This is a genomic window from Flavobacterium sp. Leaf359, from assembly GCF_001423985.1.
Taxonomy (GTDB): domain Bacteria; phylum Bacteroidota; class Bacteroidia; order Flavobacteriales; family Flavobacteriaceae; genus Flavobacterium; species Flavobacterium lindanitolerans.
In genome coordinates this window covers 278,866-300,645 of the sequence record NZ_LMPW01000013.1, presented here as the reverse complement: position 1 = coordinate 300,645, position 21,780 = coordinate 278,866, and the positions used below count along the sequence as shown (strand labels likewise).

At 34.0% G+C, this 21,780-nt stretch carries 16 protein-coding genes and 1 tRNA gene; 9 read left to right on the top strand and 8 right to left on the bottom strand.

The window, feature by feature from the left end; translation table 11 throughout:
- The first annotated feature begins 75 nt into the window (after positions 1–75).
- Together ASG38_RS13835 and ASG38_RS13830 are read left to right on the top strand one after the other, a co-directional pair.
- The gene (locus ASG38_RS13835) at positions 76–1,398 is read left to right on the top strand and encodes a hydroxymethylglutaryl-CoA reductase, degradative (RefSeq protein ID WP_056072181.1); all 1,323 of its coding nucleotides are present in this window, start codon (positions 76–78) and stop codon (positions 1,396–1,398) included.
- Between the two features lie 6 nt (positions 1,399–1,404).
- On the top strand, positions 1,405–2,319 hold the full coding sequence (locus ASG38_RS13830; RefSeq protein WP_056072179.1) for a GYDIA family GHMP kinase: 915 nt from the start codon (positions 1,405–1,407) through the stop codon (positions 2,317–2,319).
- Positions 2,320–2,360: 41 nt separating this feature from the next.
- On the opposite strand, the gene ASG38_RS13825 is transcribed toward ASG38_RS13830, so the two are convergent.
- The 5 genes from ASG38_RS13825 to ASG38_RS13800 form a co-directional block, all read right to left on the bottom strand.
- Positions 2,361–4,454 carry a peptidylprolyl isomerase gene (locus tag ASG38_RS13825; protein ID WP_056072176.1) on the bottom strand — a complete coding sequence of 698 codons (2,094 nt, stop codon included), beginning with the start codon at positions 4,452–4,454 and terminating at the stop codon, positions 2,361–2,363.
- Positions 4,455–4,819: 365 nt separating this feature from the next.
- Positions 4,820–5,377 carry an LPS export ABC transporter periplasmic protein LptC gene (lptC, locus tag ASG38_RS13815; RefSeq protein WP_056072170.1) on the bottom strand — a complete coding sequence of 186 codons (558 nt, stop codon included), beginning with the start codon at positions 5,375–5,377 and terminating at the stop codon, positions 4,820–4,822.
- A gap of 1 nt (position 5,378) precedes the next feature.
- Positions 5,379–6,770, bottom strand: a complete 1,392-nt coding sequence (locus ASG38_RS13810) for a hypothetical protein (protein WP_056072168.1) — start codon at positions 6,768–6,770, stop codon at positions 5,379–5,381.
- Positions 6,763–8,004 carry a hypothetical protein gene (locus tag ASG38_RS13805; protein WP_056072166.1) on the bottom strand — a complete coding sequence of 414 codons (1,242 nt, stop codon included), beginning with the start codon at positions 8,002–8,004 and terminating at the stop codon, positions 6,763–6,765. The genes ASG38_RS13810 and ASG38_RS13805 overlap by 8 nt, the downstream gene beginning before the upstream one ends.
- Complete coding sequence (locus tag ASG38_RS13800) at positions 7,997–8,731, bottom strand: type III pantothenate kinase (protein ID WP_056072164.1); 735 nt, start codon at positions 8,729–8,731, stop codon at positions 7,997–7,999. The genes ASG38_RS13805 and ASG38_RS13800 overlap by 8 nt, the downstream gene beginning before the upstream one ends.
- 99 nt (positions 8,732–8,830) lie before the next feature.
- On the opposite strand from ASG38_RS13800, the gene ASG38_RS13795 reads away from it, so the two are divergent.
- Both ASG38_RS13795 and ASG38_RS13790 read left to right on the top strand, forming a co-directional pair.
- Positions 8,831–8,903: transfer RNA gene (locus ASG38_RS13795), tRNA-Phe, on the top strand.
- A 150-nt stretch (positions 8,904–9,053) separates the two neighbouring features.
- Positions 9,054–10,349, top strand: coding sequence for a DNA modification methylase (locus tag ASG38_RS13790; protein ID WP_235498596.1), 1,296 nt, complete (start codon positions 9,054–9,056; stop codon positions 10,347–10,349).
- Positions 10,350–10,352: 3 nt separating this feature from the next.
- Here the strand turns inward: ASG38_RS13790 and ASG38_RS13785 are convergent, their stop codons facing one another.
- Genes ASG38_RS13785 through ASG38_RS13775 form a run of 3 tightly spaced genes read right to left on the bottom strand, consistent with a single transcriptional unit; the run spans position 10,353 to position 14,049 of the window.
- On the bottom strand, positions 10,353–11,396 hold the full coding sequence (locus ASG38_RS13785) for a hypothetical protein (protein ID WP_056072162.1): 1,044 nt from the start codon (positions 11,394–11,396) through the stop codon (positions 10,353–10,355).
- Positions 11,397–12,023: a hypothetical protein gene (locus tag ASG38_RS13780; RefSeq protein ID WP_056072159.1), complete on the bottom strand. Its 627-nt coding sequence runs from the start codon at positions 12,021–12,023 to the stop codon at positions 11,397–11,399. It abuts the gene before it with no gap.
- Entirely contained in the window at positions 12,010–14,049 is a 2,040-nt protein-coding gene (locus ASG38_RS13775) for an AAA family ATPase (protein ID WP_056072156.1), read from the bottom strand. The genes ASG38_RS13780 and ASG38_RS13775 overlap by 14 nt, the downstream gene beginning before the upstream one ends.
- A gap of 438 nt (positions 14,050–14,487) precedes the next feature.
- Here ASG38_RS13775 and ASG38_RS13770 point away from each other — a divergent pair, with 438 nt between their 5' ends.
- The 5 genes from ASG38_RS13770 to ASG38_RS13750 all read left to right on the top strand — a co-directional run bounded on the left by ASG38_RS13770 (position 14,488) and on the right by ASG38_RS13750 (position 21,630).
- Positions 14,488–14,859, top strand: a complete 372-nt coding sequence (locus ASG38_RS13770; protein ID WP_056072153.1) for a hypothetical protein — start codon at positions 14,488–14,490, stop codon at positions 14,857–14,859.
- Positions 14,860–14,866: 7 nt separating this feature from the next.
- Complete coding sequence (locus tag ASG38_RS13765; RefSeq protein WP_056072149.1) at positions 14,867–18,187, top strand: sacsin N-terminal ATP-binding-like domain-containing protein; 3,321 nt, start codon at positions 14,867–14,869, stop codon at positions 18,185–18,187.
- Between the two features lie 472 nt (positions 18,188–18,659).
- Positions 18,660–19,661 carry a hypothetical protein gene (locus tag ASG38_RS13760; protein ID WP_056072147.1) on the top strand — a complete coding sequence of 334 codons (1,002 nt, stop codon included), beginning with the start codon at positions 18,660–18,662 and terminating at the stop codon, positions 19,659–19,661.
- 3 nt (positions 19,662–19,664) lie between these two features.
- Complete coding sequence (locus ASG38_RS13755) at positions 19,665–20,756, top strand: RNA polymerase sigma factor (protein ID WP_056072145.1); 1,092 nt, start codon at positions 19,665–19,667, stop codon at positions 20,754–20,756.
- The gene (locus tag ASG38_RS13750; RefSeq protein WP_056072142.1) at positions 20,743–21,630 is read left to right on the top strand and encodes a hypothetical protein; all 888 of its coding nucleotides are present in this window, start codon (positions 20,743–20,745) and stop codon (positions 21,628–21,630) included. Before ASG38_RS13755 ends, ASG38_RS13750 begins: the two co-directional genes overlap by 14 nt.
- The last annotated feature ends 150 nt before the right edge of the window (positions 21,631–21,780 follow it).

Here is a 21,780-nt window from a genome sequence, read left to right as displayed (position 1 = left end):
ATACTTTAAACAGTTAAAAAGAACTGTCTGAAACAGTATCTTTGCAGTACTATTTAAAGACATAACTGTTAGATAATGAACAAAACCATTTCGGGATTTTCAAAACTATCCAAAGAGGAAAAAATAAGCTGGATTGCCGAAAACTATTTTTCAAATCCGGAAGAAGCTACAGCAATTATAAAAAATTACTGGAATTCTGACACCAGGCTTCAAAAACTGCATGATGATTTTATAGAAAATACGATTACCAACTTTTACCTGCCTTTGGGAATTGCTCCTAATTTTCTAATCAACGGAAAATTTTATACTGTTCCTATGGCAATTGAAGAAAGTTCTGTAGTGGCGGCAGCAGCCAAAGCAGCAAAATTCTGGTCGGAAAGAGGCGGATTTAAAGCTACTGTCATCAATACCGAAAAAATAGGCCAGGTTCATTTTCTTTACAAAGGTGATGCTTCAAAACTGGAAAAGTTTTTTACAGAAATCAAAAATCGTTTTTTTGAAGAAACAGAAAGCATTACCAAAAATATGCAGAAACGCGGTGGTGGTATCCTGGATATTGTGCTCAAAGATAAAACAGACCTGCTTCCTGATTATTTCCAACTCCACGCGACTTTTGAGACCAAAGACTCGATGGGAGCGAATTTTATAAATTCCTGCCTGGAACAGTTTGCCAAGACTTTAAAAAATGAAGCCCAATCGTCCGGGATTTTTTCTGAAGAGGAAAAAAACATACAGATTGTCATGAGCATACTGTCGAACTACGTCCCAAACTGCATTGTCCGTGCCGAAGTATCCTGCAAGGTAGAAGACTTAAAAGAAAAGAATAGTAATCCGGGAGATTTTGCAGAAAAATTTGTTCGGGCCGTACAAATAGCAGAAGTCGAACCTTATCGTGCCGTTACCCATAACAAAGGAATCATGAACGGAATTGATGCCGTGGTATTGGCTACCGGAAACGATTTCCGTGCCATAGAAGCCGGAGTCCATGCCTATGCTTCCAAATCAGGCCGCTATCAAAGCCTTTCGCATGCTAAAATTGAAAACGGCATTTTTCATTTCTGGCTGGAAGTGCCTCTTGCTTTAGGTACTGTGGGCGGATTGACCTCTTTGCATCCTCTGGTAAAACTGGCTTTGGAAATGCTTGAAAAACCTTCTGCACAAGAACTGATGCAGATTGTAGCTGTTGTTGGACTGGCCCAAAATTTTGCCGCATTGCGTTCACTGACAACAACAGGAATTCAGGAAGGCCATATGAAAATGCACCTTGGCAACATCATCAATCAACTGGAAGCTACAGACGAAGAAAGAGTTAAGATTGTGAAACATTTTGAACACCATCCTGTTTCTCATGTGGCTGTTGTGGAATATGTAAATGATTTGAGAAAAGTTAAATCCTAAATACTCTTGAAAAAGACATTCTATAGCAACGGAAAACTTCTTATCACCGGAGAATATGTCGTATTGGACGGTGCCAGGGCTTTGGCCCTACCGACTAAATTTGGACAGAATCTGACCATTAAAAACGGCAAAAACAATCAAATGGATTGGAAAAGCTTTGATAAGGATGGAAGTATTTGGTTTGAAGACAACATTACTTTTGAAAGCATCATCAAAAAAGAATCTTTCAGTTCTGACAAAATCAAAACTACGCTGATTGAAATTTTGCACGAGGCTTATCTATTGAATCCGGAATTTATTGAAGCATCCGAAGGCTATACCATTACCACCGAACTTACTTTCCCGAAACTTTGGGGACTTGGGACTTCTTCTACCCTGATTAATAATATTGCCCAGTGGCTCGATATTGATGCTTTTGAACTGCTTCGCAAAAGTTTTGGAGGAAGCGGCTATGATATTGCGTGTGCCCAAAAAGACACTCCTATTCTGTATTGGCTGCAGGACGACCGGCCCCGAATTGAAGAAACCGTTTTCAATCCGGATTTTACCCGCAACATGTATTTCGTTTACTTAAACCGAAAGCAAAGCAGCAAAGCGGCCATTGCTTCCTATTATAACAAGCAAAATAATATTGCTGAAGTATCCCGAAAAATAGACCAGATTACCGAAGCTCTTCTTAAAGCCGAAGACTTAAAGACATTTGCCTATCTGATTGAAAAGCATGAAATGATTCTAAGTGATGTTCTGGAAATGCAAACCATACAGGAAACCTATTTCAGTGATTTTAAAGGCGTAGTCAAAAGCCTTGGTGCCTGGGGAGGTGATTTTGTACTGGCGCTTTCTAAAAATGACCCTACCGATTATTTTAAAGAGAAAGGATTTCCTACTATTCTTACTTATGACGAAATGATTTTAAAATAAAAAATCCCGACTTTTAGTCGGGATTTTTTTATCTCTATCTATTAGAATCCGAAATCTAATCGGTTATCTTTGATTTTAGCCTTATCTTTTAAAGCCGGGATAATCCTTCCAAGTGAAGCTCCGCTCATAGCTTTAAGTCTGGCAGTGTAAGTATCGTAGTTTTTAATTGCAGGTGCTTTCACTACACTCTTTGTTTGCAATTTGAAAACTCCTGCTCTACCTTCAATCAGGTCAGAAACTTTGTTTGGTGCAGTTGCAAAAGCAGTACCTACAACTTTTGGTTCCGCTCCGAATCCTAAAAGGTTTGGATTTTGCAATGTAAGGTCTGTAGCGTTTGCAACAGAAACTTTTGCCGCTTTTGCTGCTTCTTCCAAAGTAGCACCTTTCATGATTTGCTTTATCTTTTCTGTCTTCTTCTGATTCTTCAGGATTGGCTCAACGATTGGTTTTGCATCAGAGATAGCCATCAATCCTTCTTCGTTAATCTTTTTTAGTTTCACGATTAGGTTTCCGTTTGGAACGTTGAAACGTTTTACATCTCCTTCAGAAGTTTCCTTATTGTAGGCCCATCTTACTACCTGTCTTTGGTTTGTAAAGCTTCCAAAGTTTTCATCAAGTGCTTTTACATTAGCCGAAGCTACTGTCAATCCAAGAGATTTAACTACTGTAGCAAAATCTTTGTCTTTAGCTTCCATTTCAATTTTGGTTGCTTTTTTGAAGATATCATCACTGGTTGCTTCAGATGGCTCGATTCTTTGTGCAATTGTTGCCAAACGAACAGCATCACGCTTATCAATTACTTTAACAATGTGGAAACCAAATTCTGTTTCAACAAGACCTACTTTTCCGATTGGGCTGTTGAATACGAAATCGTTGAAAGGTTTAACCATTTGCCCAGGAACGATGTTATCATATTCTCCTCTGGTTTGAAGAGAACCCTGGTCATCAGAATTAGTTGCAACCAATGATTCCAAAATAGCCGGATTAGCCTGGATTTGTTTGAATAGGTCATCCGCTTTCGCTTTCGCTTCTTCTTTAGTTCTAGTTATCGCCGGATTAGGAATTTTGCTTCCTGCATAGCTCACCAAAATATGGCTTGCTTTAGCGCTGGCTCCAGCTTTTTTGCCTAATGATTTGCTTATAGCATAGTATCCGTTATAGATGTATGGTCCAAAAACTTCACCTGTTGGCAGGTTGTATAACTGGTCTGCGAATTGTGCAGGCAGGTTGTTTTTAGTTACATAAGTTGAATCGTATTTCACATCTGAATTTGCATCAACAAATTCCTGGTTGTTTGTAATGTCTTTGAAACCTTTGATGGTATCATTCTTACCTGTAGTTTCATTGAAAACAACTCTAGGAGAAAGCAAAGCAGTAATGTTTTTCTTCACTTCTTCTTCGTCTTCCTTAGAAGGTTTGTCATCAATTACAACAAATTGCAATTCGCGTGTTTCATCAGCTTTGAACTTTTTCTCGTTCTTTCTCATGTAAGCAACGATTTCGTCATTAGAAACCGGAACTTCGCTGTCTTTTATGTTTGAGAATGGGAAAGCAACATAATCAAAAGTTACTTTATCAGACTCCATCTCATATTGTAATTTTCCTTCAGCTTCTGTAGTTATCAAACCTGCTTTTAGCATAGTGCTGTAGATTTGATATTTTGCATTAATAGCCGCCTGAGTTTCTCTTTCTCTCAATTGAGTTGTCAATTCCGGATTAGACTGGAAAAACTCTTTGTATTTTTGATAATCAAACTGGCCTGCTGCGTTTTGGAATTGTGGGTTTTGCCCTATATCCTGACTTTGTTTAAGGACATCAAGGATTTGGCTTTCACCTACTCTGATTCCTAATTTCTCAAACTGCTCTGTCAGCAAAGCTAAAGAAACTTCCTGTTCCCATACCTGATTTGCTGCTTGAGACGATGAGATTCCCTGACCGCCTTTTTCAACTGCATCGACTTTACTTCTAAAATCTTCAAATGAAATATCTTCTCCGTTGATACTTCCAACGTATTTTGAAGTCTGCTTGAAACCACCGCTGTTGATAAGGTCACCAACAACAAATGCTAATAAGCAAAAACCAATAACAAATATAAGAAGTAATGATCGTTGTCTAATTTTTGATAAAACTGCCATTTTTTATTGTTAATTTTTAAATTCAGAGGGCGAAAATACAATTATCTATTTAATAATAAAAGGAGTAAACCCATATTTTCCGAGAAAGATGAAGTTTTTTTTGAATGACCTGTAAAAGATCCGCAAAAAGTAAGGAAAACAGGGAAATAAATGTTATTTATTTTTGTTTTGGTTTTCATATTTCTTTGCAAATCTCCTACGAAAGAAAAACATAAAAAGCGCAATTGCTGCAAAGAAAAAACTCAGCCAGGGACTTCTTTCGGCTGAATTAAGTTGTACAAAACCATCAACTGCAAAAAGAATTGCCGCAATAAGATAGAAATACTGAATGTATTTTAGGTAAACCATTATATTTGTTTTGAAGTTTAAAATTCGTCTGCCTGTCCTTCACCAAAAAACACCTGACCGTTGATATCTTTAAAATCACGGCTGGCATCAAATCCTTTCGTATAGAATTCATTGCCAGGCCCTAAAGTAAGCTTGCATTTCTTTTCCGTAAAGAACCATTCTCTTTTCTGGTCATAATACAATTGGGTAGTTTCCAATATTTTACCATCTTCGGAAGTAATTTTCACATTTCCCTGCAAGTCGATAATATCGGTTCCTTTGTAGGTTATGGCATAATCTGAAGAAACATAGCTTTTTTTACCGTTATTGTCATATAACGTCACATCAACTCCTTTAGGAAATTCAGTATAAGGGAATGATGCATTTGAAAAATCCAGCATTTTCGGACTGACCAATATTGCCTTTACTTTGCCGGAATCTGTATATTTCAAATTGATGGTATCTGCTTCGCCAACAGGCGTAAAAGCAGAAACATTGATTTTCTGGACACCTTTGAAATTGCTTTCACAAGAAAACAAAAAACCGGCCAGTAACACAAACACAGCTGGGAATACTATCTTGCTCTTGGAAATCATATTATAATTTTGGAATGCTTACTGATTCGCCAATCCAACATTTGAATGAAATCTGCTCTCCTGCTTTTCTTTTAGCTTGGGAAATTTCCTGTTTGGATGGTGCTTTCTTGGTAAAATCGGCTGCAAGCTGATCGGCAGTCTTTTTCATTGACGGGTCAACTGTTCCTGCTTTTTTTGCTGTTTCTGCCGCCAGCCAGAACAGTGCCTTACTTTCAAAAGCATTATTGCTTTCGCAGTCTCTGGTACTGTAGCTGTAAAGTTGGGAAATAAAAATATAGGATTTTCCAAAGTTCGGTTTTATCTCCAATGCCTTTTTTGCAAATTCTCTGGCTTTTTCCTTTTCAGGATAGCCATAAGTAGTTGCTATCAGATAGTAAAGTTCTGCTTTTTTGTTGACATCTGTCTGTAATTCTGCCGACCTGGTAAAGTATTCAATTGTTTCTGGTGAGTTTCTGGCATTTCTGGCAATCATACCCATAGCATAGGCTGATTTTGCGGTAGGGCTTAACGCATAAAGTTTTTCGGTAACCTTTACAAAGAAATCTGATTTACATTTTTTAGCATCCAACCTGTCAGAAGCTCTCTCCAACCACAATGCATTTTCAGAATTTTTATCAAAATTTTTCTGGTAGAATGAAAGCAACACTTCGCAATTGGCCTGCTTATCTATTCCAGCATTTACATTTTCAGCCACAATCGTCAATTCACTGATACTTAATTTCGATTGCTGCAGGCTGTTTTGTTCTTCTGCCGTTAATTTTGCCGTTTGCGACTTTAACGTCAGGTTGTCTTTAATCTGATTTGATTTTTTTAATTCAACCTGTACTTTTTCAGCTATCTGGTCCAGTTTTGCCAAAAGCTGGTCTGATGTAAGCTCAATTTCTTTTTTCCCGTATTGAGACACGAGCAATTCCGAATAAATATTCAGAACCTCCGGATTGGTAAACCCGGCATTGTCTAATTGGAAAGCCTTGTCCAGAAAAGTAAAAATCTCACGCGAGTCACCGGATTTGTTCTCATAAAGCAGAAGTGCTTTATTAATTCTGTTTCCTCTTTTATTATTCGGGAAAACTTTGTCGTGTTCGTCATACAAATTTAAAAGTTCCGTAATCAACGGACTTTTTTCTTCAGCCGTATTGGCTTGGTCAACTTTCTGACTCAATATTTTTTCACCTAAGAGGTAGATGGTTTCACTTTCTGTAGGACACTGTTGTTTTAATTCCTTCCAGCGGTTGTAAATTGTCTGGTCATAGCTATTTTCCCGAATAAATTCTTCAAATGCAATAAGTTTGTTCTTACATTCCGGATTTTGTGCTTTTGCTGCAAAATTAAAACCCAGAACGGCAAAAATCAATACTGCCAATCTGCTACCAAACAAGTTTTTTTTATTCATACTTTCTTTTTACAAACCATCTATCATTTAAAGATAAGCTTAAAAATATATTGGCGTAGGTTTCTTTGACAAGACCTGCATGGGTCGTTCCTTTTCTTCCGTATTCAAAGCCAATATTCAGGTTTGAGATTGTTCCGCCTACAGGCAATCCTAATCCCATTGTCATTCCATAGTCCTTGATTGAAGTATCACCTACAACCAATCCTGTATTTTCATATTTAAAACCTGCTCTGTAGGTAACCCTATTCCAGTAGCTGGTGAAAGAATCATAATCCGGAACAAAATAACCTCCCAAGCTGTATCTTGTGGCATTTTCATAGCTAACATTGGTAATGTCGTTATACCTGTTCCCAAATTTACTGCTTTCCTGAAGTGTTACTTCGGCTCCAACAAACCATTCTCCTTTTTTTCCTAATCCAAGTCCAAAAGCAAATTTGCTTGGCAATTTCAAATCAGAATCGGCCACTTCAATTTCCTTTTCTTCTACTACGATTTCAGATTGGCTGCTTCCTACCAATGTAGCAATCTTTCTTTCATTTTCTGATTTCAGATTGGCCTGAGGACTATACGTCACACTGGAAACAAAATCCAATTTTTTAATTTTTGTCGTAAATACCAATCCGGTATTAAAAGAAACACCGCTTAGGTCAGACACATTCATTTCTCTTGTACCATATTGCACATCCTGTGAAAGAAGGCTTTTGGTTTCAATACTTCCAAAGTTATAGCTAAAATCCGCACCCAGACTTAACTTGGATGTTATCTGATATCCTGCCCCAAGAAATACTTTATTCATTCCGCCTTTTCCGCTGTATGACCTGTCAGGAACTCCTTCAACATCAGAAAATGAGTTTATTTTATATCCAACAGAAGTGTAAGGCATCAAACCAAATCCTACTCCTAATTTTCCTGCCGGAAATGCAACAGCCAGATAATCAATTGTGGTTCTTTGTGCTTTTGCTGTAGCTTCTCTTGTTTTCAGGTTGCTAACGCTAAAGCTTCCTCCGGCAGTAAAGCTTGTCAATTTCAAAGACGCAAATGTTGCCGGGTTCTGCAAATTCATGTGGATACTGTCTGGCAGGATACTTAAGCCTCCCATCGACCTGTTTTCGGTTGTACCCTTAAATCGTGCATCTCCAATTCCATAAAACGAATAAGGCGACGCCGATCCTTCTTGTGCTACAGACGCTAATGAAAAAAGTAAACCCAGGCTTACTATAATTTTTTTAATCATTTTTGATTTTGTATTGAAATAAATGGCTCAAGCTCTCCAAAAGGAAATTTGAATTGGCAAATATGGTATTTTTTAATCGTTTAGCCAAAAAATCTCCGTCACCGCCCGTTAAAATTATCGTAAATTTTGAATAATGCTGTTTATAGTCATTTATAAAACCGTCTATTTCATTAACGGCTCCATTTACAACCCCGGAATGTATGGATTGGCTGGTCGAATTTCCAATGATACTTTTAGGGCTGTCCAACTCTAATAACGGAAGCCTGGCTGTAAAATTATGCAACGCTTCATAGCGCAAGCGCAAACCAGGAGAAATCGCTCCGCCAAGGTAGTTGTCATTTTCATCTACAAAATCATAAGTGATGCAGGTTCCGGCATCAATCACCAGTCTGTTTTGCTTTGGAAATTGCAGTACCGCTCCGGCAGCCAGGACCATTCTGTCCATGCCAAGTGTTTTTGGGGTTTCGTATAAATTAACAAACGGGAAACTATCTTCATGGGATATAAAATGAACTTTCAGCTTTTCTCCAAAGTCCAAAAAATCATTTTTGTCCAGACTTCCAACCGAAGCAACAACCAAAAAGGCTGTTTTTGGAAAATCTTTTAAAATTTTTTCAATATTTTTTTTAAAATCTTTTTTGAGAAAAATAAAATGCCCCAAAAGACTATCATTCTCAAAGACAGCACCTTTAATTCGGGTATTGCCAACATCAATTGCTAAAAGCATATCCTTTTGTTTGTTTTTGCGAAGTTACGAATTGATTTTTTTTTAAAATTGTTTTGGATAAATTAAAAATCGTTCTATATTTGCACCCGCATTAGCAGCGGTACCTTAGCTCAGTTGGTAGAGCAATGGACTGAAAATCCATGTGTCCCTGGTTCGATTCCTGGAGGTACCACAAGAAACAATTTGAAACCCCTGAAACTCAATTGATTTTCAGGGGTTTTTTCTTTGACAATTCAAAAAATGGTCACAGTATTGTTTTTGACCGATCGTATACGCCGTATTTTGAAGTGTATTTAATTGTAATTTTACAAAAAGTACTATATTGGTAACTCAGGATCAATACATTGTAAAGGATTATACTGAAGTGTATAAAAAGATAATGCAGTTTAATAAAAACAAAACTGCATTCATTCATCAATGGTATCCATTTGTTGAGGGTTATTCAAAAGAGTTTATTACAAGCATAATAGATGAAATTGAATATTTTCCTGAATATGCGTTAGATCCTTTTGCCGGAAGTGGAACCACTCCTGTTGAATTACAAAACATGGGCATTAACTGCTATTCATTTGAAGTTAGCCCATTTATGCATCTTTTAGCAACTGTTAAGCTAAATTCACAATATAAGCTTGGGGAATATCTTACATATCAACAAACCTTAGTTGATTTTTTAAATGGTCCACTACTTCCTATTAGACAATATCTTTCTCCTCCCTTAGCAACAACTTTTCAGCCTAAAAAAAATAAAAAGAAGTGGGTTTTTGATATCGGTGTTATGAACGGTATTCTGGATATAAAATACATTATAAGCCAGATTGATGATGTTAGTTATAGAAAGTTATTCACTATTGCATTGGCTTCTATCCTTTTGGAAGTGAGCAATGTATACAGGAATGGCAAATGTTTGTCTTATAAGAAGGATTGGCAAGATAAAAAAATTACAAGACGCCTGGTTCACAAGTTTTTCTTGGACAAATTATTTAATATTATTCAACCTGATATTGAACTCTTATCGACAAAGACATTTTCAACCAATAATTCTGAACTCTGTATTTATGGTGATGTTCGAACAAACATCTCAAACGTACCTGACAACAGTATTGATTTAATAATAACATCGCCTCCCTATTTAAATTCCCGTGATTATACAGACATTTACATTGCTGAACTATGGATATTAGATCTCATAAATAGCTACGATGAATTGAAAGCTTTAAGAAAGAGAACTTTTCGTTCGCATGTACAAGTAAAGCATGGAGATGTAGAATTATTAGAGATTAATGAGTTACAACAAGCAATCTCCCGTCTGACCCTAAAGAAGAAAGAATTTTGGAACTCAGAAATAATAGAAATGATCAAAGCATATTTTTTGGATATAGATCTATTATTCTTTGAATTCAGGAAGAAGATGCGGCCGAACCGAAAAATCTTTTTTAATGTTGCAAATTCAGCATACTATGGAGTTGAGATAAAAGTTGATGAAATTGTATGTGCTATTGCAGAAAAAAATGGATTTATAGTTAATGAAATTAGAGAAGCAAGGCAATTAAAGCCCTCTAATCAGCAAAAGCTAACTATAAAATCACTTAGAGAAAGCGTAATTGTTTTAACTTCATAATAACTATACTCTGTCAAGGTTAATTTCGTCAAGTTTTATAAAATGATTTTTATAATATACTTGAAGTTCATTAGTTATAAAATCAAAGTTTCTGTAATTAATAGGGTTTTTCACCTCTCGAACATCAAAAACACACAAGTAACCACAATGTAGATTAAAATTCATATCTTCAATTAGTTGCTTAATATAGTCTAAGGTTTGTGTTACTCCCTCTCTTGCAGCAACATCTGTAACCTTCTGTGTCAAATCAGTGTCCATGTCATTGATAGATTGCCCCAGCCATTTAACCTCTACAAGATATTTTTTACCCTTAACTTCTGTATATAAATCCAATTCTCTTTGGTTATTAAGTTCATTCTCTTTAGAAAATGTGTGCTGAGTGTGTCTATTTAGAAAAGAGATTAGATTATCTCTTAATATTTTTTCGGGCTTATTGAGTAAAATATTTCTTGGAGTATTTACAGGACGTAAACGATTAACTAACGCATCACTTGCAAAAAAACCTTGATTTATTCCTGGTTCACCAATATACGCTTCATAATCCTTTAAACATTTATCAATCTGCGATATATGATATCGTTTTGCAAATTCCATTCTATCAACTTCATTATAAAAAACGTTTATTTTATCAATTATTTTACCTCTAATAGCTGTATCTATTCCTTCTAAACCAAAGAAGAAAACTACTTTCTTAGTGTTTGATTGATTAATTAAAGCTTCTTCATTTAGATTGATAGTGGCTTGCTCAATAACTTCAAAATTAGAATTAACTTTAATCCAATTATAAATCTTGAGGGATTCGGTGATCAAGTCTAAACTGTTAGCAATAGCATCTAAATTTATATCTTCAATAAGTGCTTCATCAAAATATATTGCATAAAAATACTCTTTGTTAGGTCTTTCTTTCCAAAAGGGAACTAAGTACTTCCCGTGCAATAATTTTATTAGGGGAGAATTACTTATCTCCATTCTTTGAGATTCCATTATAGCTGTAAGCTCTTCATGATTATCACGAACAAAAGCTCTAATATTCTTCACATCAAACATCTACTCTTCTCTTTTAAGAATTCTACTAAAAACGTATTCAAAATAAAGCTCTAAGTAACGTTGTGAAGACAATTCATGAGCATTGTCCCCTAAACTTTCCTCAAATGCTTCCTTAAAGACAGAAAGAGTTTGTACAGTTTGATTATCTATAGTTGTATTTAATCCTTGGTTAGTATTAGATTTGATAGTATTTTGATATTCAGGATCTCTAAAAATAAATTCATATATTTTATTCTCACCATATATTCCTAATATATATATTATCTGCTTAATCCACGAAGTTCGCTCTTCTTCAAGATTAATCTCAAAAATTTCATTCGAAAAATTACGCCCTATTCGAAAAACATCTTCACCTTCAGACCTTTCAATAAAATCATCTTTTAATAAAAAGGCAATCGCTTTAGATATACTTGCATCATAAGGACCTGTAAAGTCAATAGAAAACTTGTATATATTAAAAGGGCTTTCCTTTTCAGGAAAGCGAAATGAATATAATACAGATGATAAATATAAAATACGGAATATTGAGTTCTCCCTAAATGATTCCCACTGAATTGAACGCCCGATTTTAAATATAGATAGAATATCTATATATATCATAAATCTTATATTACTACTTTTTTCCATTAATCATTTTTTCAATTTTATCTGAAGCTTGTATTAGTTGAGTACTATTAGCCTGTATACCTGATTGTTTTCCAACCTTAAGCAAATTAACATAACTAATATTGTCTGCTTCTGAAATTAAATATTCTAAAAATTCACTATTATTTAGATTAGAGGTAATTATTAGTTGATTAGGTCGCTTCACGTATTCTAAATAAATCTTAGCGGCATTTCTTTCGTATGAAATATCTAAACTACTATCAGGTGTTTCACACATAAAAAAAGAAGATTTCGAATTAAAATAACTTAGCAAACTCATTCTGAATGATTGGTCTATAAAAAACCTCTGAGATTCAGAAAGTTCTTCTTCAAATAAGCGATCGATATTATTAATTCGTGGCAGATATCTTTTACCTTCTTCATCTTTAGGATCCTCATAAACCAACTCACACTCAACACCTAAGAACTTTGATCCAAAGGTATTGAATATACTTGATAATAACTCCCTGCTTTGTAATCTTTGAGTATCTATATCTTTTATAATTTTTTTTGCACCAGCATACGCCTTTTTACTTTTTTCTTGGGCTATCTCTTTCTCTCGCTCAAGCTCATCTATTCGTGCCTTCATGGCTTTGAATTCTGAATCCCCTGAGTTCTTATTGTCATTTTGATATTGTTGTGCACTAAATTCCAATTGTCTTAGTGTAGACTGTTTTTTATTTAAATCAATTGACGTATTACGAAACTGCTTATCAAGATCTTTCAAATTTTCTTCTTCTTTAATAATCGCCTTCTCTACTTGTCTTAAAATGTGAAGGTTCTCTGATATAGAACTTTTTAAAGTATTTAATTTATCTGAAGTCAATTGAGTGTCATTAATTTCACTTCCACACATCATACAAAGTGATTCATCACTTTTAATCTTATCAATGAATTCTAATTGCAGTTCATTATTGCATAAAGGACAATCACCTGAGGTCTTTAGTGATTTTAAATAATCATGATACTTAGGAGTAACCTTTTTAAATACTGCTGTATATATGACCTGCTCTTCAGCTCGTTTATTTTTCTCTAAATCTTCAATTTTCTTATTTAATACATTCTTTTCAGAGTGAAGCTTGTTAATTCGCACTTCTGATTGTTGTCGCTCTTTCTGAATAAACTCTAAATTTTTAAAAAGTTTATCAACTGCTACTTTTTCCTTTTCAATAGCTATTATAAGATCATTGTAACTTTTATCACCAGCATTATCATTAAATCTTTCGAATATTTTATTAATAGCTCTGATATCTTCAGACTTGTGCCTTGCTAAAGAATTTTGATACTTCCCCTCTCTCTCAAGTTCTTCCTTCTTCTCGTCTAAGCGAGGATCAATGAAATATTTACTCATTAATTTATCTTGTACCGTACCATCCCACATTATTGTTTTTCTGGATTCACTAAAAAACAATACATCATTAATTAAAAATATTAAATTATCAAAAATTTCATGATTTGAAGTGCTACCGACTAACTCCTCATATTTCCACTGCAATGTACTATGCAAAGCAACTTCATTCCGTACTTTATCCGAAAACAATTTATCAAACTCTGCTTGGGAAACGACGTTACCTTCAATCTCAATAGTTTTACCGTTATCAGTGTACAAAACTTTTTCAACAGTAGGACTATACAAATTTCTTGTTACTTCAAACTTTTTGTCCCCTATGCCAAATTTTATAATAACTTTTGCAGTATGGTTATATGTGACAGAGTTATCCATCCTATTCGAAAAAAAAGAATACGGCAAATTAACTCGTTTTTCATATCGATATTCTACTCCTCTATACTCACGCCTTTTAACGTCAATACCTTTTTTGTATAAACCAATTATTGCAAATTTTAAGATGTTAAGAAATGTTGTCTTACCTACACCATTTCCACCTATAATCAGATTTATACCATCAATAAAATTATATGTAAAATTTAGATCTCCAGGATAGAGTGAGAAATTTTGTATTGTTATTGCTTCTAAAGCAGGTAAATATTTCTTTTTTTCTTTTTCCATAAAATAATAGATTCATAGCAAATGTAACTTTTTTCGCGTTACAGAGAAAAATATTAATATATATGATACACCAAGGCATAGAAATCGAAACAATCACCTTGAAAGTTAGAATCACCGTAATCTATAAACCGCCATCTACCATGGTCATCTTCGTACGGGGTAAAACGGATTCTTGAGGTTTATACTTCGTTTTTTGTTTGCCCATCGTAGCTTATCCCGAAAATAAAGTTTAAAGAAGTATAACCCGTTATTACTTCTTTCTAAAAGTTCTGCCTTTAAATTTGTTAGCATATTTAAAATTTTGAAATTATGCTGCGAAAGTAAACTTCAATTGAAGGCTTATTAAATATGCGTAAAATTGACTGGTATTGTCTTTTTTACGCATTAACAAATAACTGTATTAAAGAAAATAATACATTGCATAATTAAATCAACCATATGAATACACTTGTTAGAACTTATTTAATTGAACTTGCTCGTAAAAGAACAAACCAAACTGTTAATTATCAAAAACTGTCTGATGATTGTAAGCTTGGCTTTAAAATGGAAAATCCTTTTCATAGAAAAGAATTAGGATTATTACTTGGGGATATTTCAAGATACGAGCATATGAGTGAAAGACCTCTTTTAAGTGCTCTCGTTTTGAGGGCAGGTGACAACAATGAAGGCGATGGTTTTTATAAATTATCTGAAGAATTAGGATATGGAAAATGGCAAAAGTTAAAAGAAGAAGGCATTTTTGAAATAATACAAATCAATAAATGTATAGAATTCTGGACCAATGATTCAAATTACAAATCATTTAAGTAATTAAAGCATGATTGACAAAAATACGATTAAAGATAGAAGAAACGAAATTGCTGTAATTAGACACGCAGATAGTGTTTATCGAGATATCGATGCCCGTATCAAAGAAAGAAGTGAATATGAGCAACGATGGTTTTGGGAATTGCTACAAAACGCTAAAGATTCGATTAGTGAAAACCAAACTGTGCAAATAAAGATTGATATAACAGATGATTCATTATCATTTTCTCATTCAGGAAATCCTTTTGAACTTGACGACATATTAAGTCTTATTGTACAAGGTTCATCCAAGGTAGATAAGAAAAAAGTAGGTCGCTTCGGAACAGGATTTATGACCACGTACTTATTATCAAGAGAAGTTGAAATAACAGGATCCTTAACAAATAACGATGGTTCATTTTCTTTTATTTTAAACAGAAATGCTATCGACAATAGTGAATTTTATGAATTACAAAAAATTGCAAATGAATCTTTCGATAATTCTATAAGAGAGATAAGCTACTTAGGTGAAAGTCCATATCAAACTCGATTCACTTATTTTTTTGATGATAATGGAAAAAGAACTGCTGAAACAGGGCTCAAAAGTGTTACTAACTTAATTCCATACACACAGCTTTTTAATAACGAGATAGCATCAATAATTATAAATAACAAAGGTATAATCAGTGAGTATAAGAAAGAAGAACTACATCCTATTTTAGTTGAAAATAATTCTGTAGAAGTTTGGAACATAACCAGTATTGTTGATGGAAATACTGAGTTTGAATATAATGCGTACCTACATAGAGGTTTAAACTTTGATGCCAGCATATTAGTTGACATAAAAACATCTAATATAGTAGACGTTAGCACTGAAGGTGCTAAATTATTCTTTACATTTCCTTTAATCGGAACGGAAGGGATCGGTATTCCTTTCGTAATTAATTCAACATTTTTTGACCCTAAAATTGAAAGAGATGGTATTTATCTAAATAATTCTGAGGATTCAGATAACAATAAAACTATCCTTAAAAATGCTTTATCTATATGTTGTCCTATTTTTTTGGAAATCATTAAACAGGAAAAAATAAATAATATTGATAAAATTTACAATTTTACAGATTCAAAGGAATACTCATGGATTGATTTAGAATGGTTTAGATTAATGAAATTGGAAATCATTAAATCTATAAGCTCAATTGATTGTATTCCTTACTATAATAATGAATATTTCTGTTCATTCAATGACTTAACTATCCCTTACAATATCAATGAAGATTTATTATCAAAAATTTGGAATCTCTATAGCAAATTTATCAATCCAAAAATACCTGATATAAAAAAATTAGACTCTTGGATTAATGTTGCAAAAAATATGGCGCTACTACATAAAACTGATATATACAGTATGCCCGCAATAAAAAGCATCAAAGATTTAATACGTACAGTAGAGATTGCAGAGGATATTGATGGACTAACGAAACTATTGGATGAAAAAGAAGATTCATTTTCCTTTCTAAATATCTTATACAAGATTATTATTGAAGAATATTCCCAGTTTCCTTTAGACAAAGTAATTCTTCTTAACATGAAAGGTAAATTTCGCGTAGCAGAAGGAATGTATTGGGATAAGGTAGATGATGATACTCTTAATCAAATCTCTGCAAATTTTGACATTGATTTTCCTACTAAGCTTATTTCAAACAAAATAAATATTTTTGCGACACCAGGGATTGATACTCTAACAAAAACTGAAGCCGTAGAAATTTTAAGAGGTAAATTAAACACTTTATCCGATAAAGAATATCAGGAAGTTGAATACCAAATTTCAAATGCAAAATTTTTGAAATGGCTAATTATTAACTCGGATATAGAAAGTATAAAAAATCTCAAAATAATAAACGATTACAAGTTAGATACTGAATCAATAGTCGTGCAACCTTTTGTCAAGGCTAAACATTTAATTCTTACACCTATTAGCTTTTTCTCCAAAGAATATCCTTTATATTCAAATTTGATAAGAGAGAAGGATTGTATGCATTCAATCTATAATTCTATTCTCTCAGATGATGATTTTAGATATCTTGATAACAAAGGATTAATTCATTATAGCCCATTAGTTGTACGCCGAGAATCATTAGATCTTAAAAATATTGAATCTCTTTTAGTTAATCCAACAGAAATTGAGTTATTAAAAGATGAAGAAGGCAAATTAAAGTCCCCTATTGAATTCACATACTCAGACTTCGCTTACCTGACAGCCTCTGATGGACACATTTATGAAAGGAACTCCTCTTCAAAATCAAGTATGGAAAGATTCAGATTCTTATTTGAAGAAGCTGTCGAAAAAGACCCTTTCTTTGATGATGACTATCATGAAGTATATATCGAAAGTCTTAAAAAAACTTTCCTTTTTAGTAAAACCATGTGGCTCAACAGGGCAAGAGTCTTGCCATGGGTTATAATAAAAAATATTCAACCCGATTCTGAAAAGAAGTTTTTAAATGTTCCTCCAAATTCACAAAATTTGTCTGATTTGATAAAGAATGAAGATTCAATCATGAACTTATTAAGAGAAGAGAAGAAGCAGAAGTTTTTATCGAGATTAGGTATTGGAGTTTCTGATTTGATTAGAAATACATTACCACAAGATGAAAAGATAGATTGGGACAGAGCTATTACAAACATAATTACAAGTAATATCAGCCCTCAATTAGTTCAAGCTATTTTTAGCGACCCTAACATAAGAAAAGAATATGAAAGCAGATTAAATCAAAGAAAACTAATCCAAAGAAATCAAGATATAGGTGCAAAAATCGAGAAGCTTTTCAAAGAACTTATTAAAAAGTATAATGCAGATGGGGTAAATATTCATATTGATCGTAAACCATTTGGCAGTGATTATATTTTAAGCGAAAATTCGTCAGATTTAGTTAACGAAAGTGGTCAAAGAGAAGCATTTGAAATTGGTAATTGGTTAATAGAACTCAAAGCAACTGGCAAAGAATTTGCTTACATGACGGAATTACAAGCTAAAACAGCAGTAATACCAAACCAAAATTACGCATTAGTTGTTGTTCCGCTTGAGGGGGACGAAATTGATTCGGATTTAATAAAATCAAATGCTAAGGTTATTACTAATATCGGAACGCTTTTACATGTAATTCATAGTGACTATAAAAAAATTAAATTTCAAAAAGAAGGATTATTTCAAGGACAAAATGGAATATCTGTTGAAATAGAAGAACAAAGCGTTAAATTTAAAATTGACTCTTCTATATGGAATAATATAAACGTTTTGAGCATTGAAGATTTTGTATTAAAAAACTTTACATATCGAGTAGAGCCATAAGCGGAAAAAGGTCAAATATTCATAAGTGTTTATAGACTTTTAGAAGTGTTTTGAAAACTATAAATTCCACTACTTTGGTGCTTTTAAGAGTTTATTGTAGTTCACAATAGCACTACTTTTAGATACTGGAGGTACCACAGAAAGCCTAAACATCAATTTGTTTAGGCTTTTTTTATTGCTATAATTCTCTACTATCTTTTATTTTTAATCTTTGATGATTATCTGGAAATATATACCACAACGATAAAGAGACTCAAAATTCACTTTTAATAACTCTTTTCTATTAGCTGCAAAATACGCAGACTTAACCTCTCAAAGCCTTTGCTCCTTAGTAACCTTTGACTAGAAGCAATCGCATCGCAAGCAAAAATTTTATTTTTTTTGTATTTATTTTACTTTTTTACTGCAACCCTTTTACTTTTTTCACTCTTATCATAAAATTAAAGTATATTAACTCCAATTTATTTTACTTATGAAAAAGATTTTACTTTCTCTGATTCTATTTACCGGGTTGTTGCAAATTTCCTGTAGTGAGGATTCGGTTGTGGATTCGTCAAATGTGCCAACTAATAACTCTGTTGATGTTTATGTTGCCGGTCAGAAAAACAGCCAGGCTTGTTACTGGAAAAACAACCAGCTTGTGTTATTGAATTCCGGCGGAATCAATGCTCCTACTGCCAACAAGATTATGGTAGTAAATAACGATGTATATGTTCTTGGAATTGGTGTTGGAACTACAACTACGGAAACATTCCCTATGTTCTGGAAAAATGGCGTTTTGACTAATTTAAAAACAAGCCTTAGCTCTGCAGATGATGAAGTTGTGACTGTTACTGATTTTGAAGTGGTTGGCAATGATGTTTATTTTGTGGGTTATACGAAAAGAAGGGTCATAACTTTTGAAGATTACAGTCTTGTTTATTGGAAAAACGGCATTAAGACCACAGTACACAATTATGGCGGTTATGTTCAGAACTATTCAAAAATAAAAGTCGTAAACAATACTGTTTATATAACCGGCACTAATAATCGCGATTCAAGTATTAATGGCTATTATGTAAACACTGTTTTTAACGAGATTCCACTTTCTACACTTAATGGGCTGGCTGTAAACAATAACGAAGTATATACTTATGGAACGGCAAATAATGGTGGTTATTATAAAAACATAACTACCGGTTCAGAAACTTCTTTCCCAGCCGTAGCTACAGTTACCTCTATGCTTTTTGACAATAACAATCTGTATCTTACAGATGTAGCCAGCATCTATAAAAATGGGACTATGTTTGATGCGGGGCAACCTCAGCTGGGCGGAATTATGGATTTTAAGATTTTAAATAATAATACTTACAAAATTACTCAGGAAGGTGTTGCTCCCGGATATATTAGCCACCTGACGATAAACGGGGTTGAGGCAGCACAAATACCCGATTCTGAAGGCACATTTTTATCGCTTTTTGTAGTCCAAAACTAAATTATGAATAGCATTAACTGGCATGAAATTTACACGAAGACATCCCCAAAACTCTTGGGGATTTGTCGCAGATATATAAAAGATATCGCGACTGCTGAGGATATTGTTCAGGATTCTTTTATTGTAGCCATGCAAAAAGAAGAAACTTTAAAAGATAAAAGTGCTTTGCAGGGCTGGTTAAGCCGGATTGTGATAAATATGGCTATCCATCATTTAAAAGAGGTAAAAAAAATAAACTTTTCAACGCAACAAGATTATGAAATTGTTGATTCAACTACTGTCATGAATACCATTGCAATAGACGCCAAAAGCTTGCTCCTGTCTGCCGATTTGGAAAGGGATGATATATTAGAGGCGATAGACCGTTTGCCGGAACATCATAAATCTGTTTTCAATATGTATGTTATTGACCGGTTTTCTCATAGCGAAATTGGCAAAATACTCCATATTTCAACAGGTACTTCAAAATCGCATTTGTCAAGGGCACGAAAAGCAATCCAGCTTTTTCTATTGGAAAGAATAAAAGAAAAACCTGTTGATGAAAAGAAGAAACGCCGTATTGCTTTCCTGATTTTTTTAGGTTTTGGAAATCAGATGTTCGCTAATTTCTGCAAAAAACAATTCAAGGATTTTGAAATAGAACCATTAGAAACTTTTGAATCGGTTACAAATAAAGGAGCTTTTCCAAGCCAGTTTATTGGCCTGGCTAAAATAAATCCTGTCCCAAAATTTATGACCATAGGCATTTGTTTCTTAGGTGTATTGGGAGTTGCTTTTTATGCCTGTTTTTTTGAGGTAAAAGATATTCCACAAAAACATCCTAAGCCTGATTTGGAGTCTGTTGATATTCCTGAAAACCAATTGCCCGTAGCTGTTGAAGATACTGCAAAAAGTGAAGAACCAACCGCAGAACCAAAGAGTATCAAAACTCATTTTAGCCAGGAAAAAGCAACCGTTACCAATAAAAATTCTCAAAAAACAACAGAAGAAGCAAATAGTATTGTTACTAAGGATTCTGTAAAAAATGAGCCTCAGAAAGTGGTTATCATCAAAAGACAAATTGTAAAAAAAGATACCGTTTATGTTTCAGAATAAAATTCTACTCTTTTTTTTAGCCTTTACAACCTATACTTTTTCACAAGAGAAGAAAGTAGATACTATTTATGTTTATGAGGAGATTATTATTCATGATACTGTTTTTATCGAAAAACCTTTAAAAATAGACAAGGCCATTTTTACAGAAACCGATAAGAAAGACCTGTTGGAACTGACCCAAAACGGAAAGAAAATCACTGTTGATACGCTTATCATTAAGAGCAAAAAAAGGGTTGCAAAAAACGAAAAAAGTTGGTTTTTTGGAGGCCGATTACATCTCGGTTTGGCCAGCAACAGCCTGTTCAAGGAAGTTAATGCTCCCAGTCCTATAGGATTGGGTTTGGGCTTTTGGACCCGAAAGGAACTATTCCAATCCAGGTTTTCTTTGGGTATTGGAATTGATGCCTTTTATTGGATGAGTCCATTTTCGTTTAATGCTTCCAAAAAAGACAGCCGCCTTAATGGCTACTATTTCACACAAAACAATGAGCCCAAGTTGTTTCAATCTCTTGAGAGCAAACATTTTCAATTGCAAATCCCAGTTCAATTGTACTATAAAATAAATAAGTTTATGCCTTCCGTTGGTGGGTTTGTCAGCACCAGCAGTTATAAGTCACAATTTTTAGGTTCGTCCGGCAGATTGCCCCGAACTTTAGACGAAACACAAACATTTAGAGCCGAGGCTTTACAAATAGGCTACCTGGCCGAAGTGCAGTATGCCTTTTCAGAACATCTTTCTGTTGCCCTGCATTTTAGTTCCGGAAAAGCCAACAATTTGCTTTTTACCAATAAGCAGGATAGGAGTCAGTCTTTTAAGACCGGGAATGAGTTTTCGGAAAAGAGATTCGGTTTACAGTTAGTTTATAGGTGGTAGTTGGTAGTGGATAGTTGGTAGTGGATAGTTGGTAGTGGATAGTTGGTAGTGGATAGTGGATAGTGGATAGTGGATAGTTGGGAGTTGGTAGTGGATAGTCTTTTGGACAAATCATAATTTTCTTATAATAAATCCTTTGGGGTTTCTGAA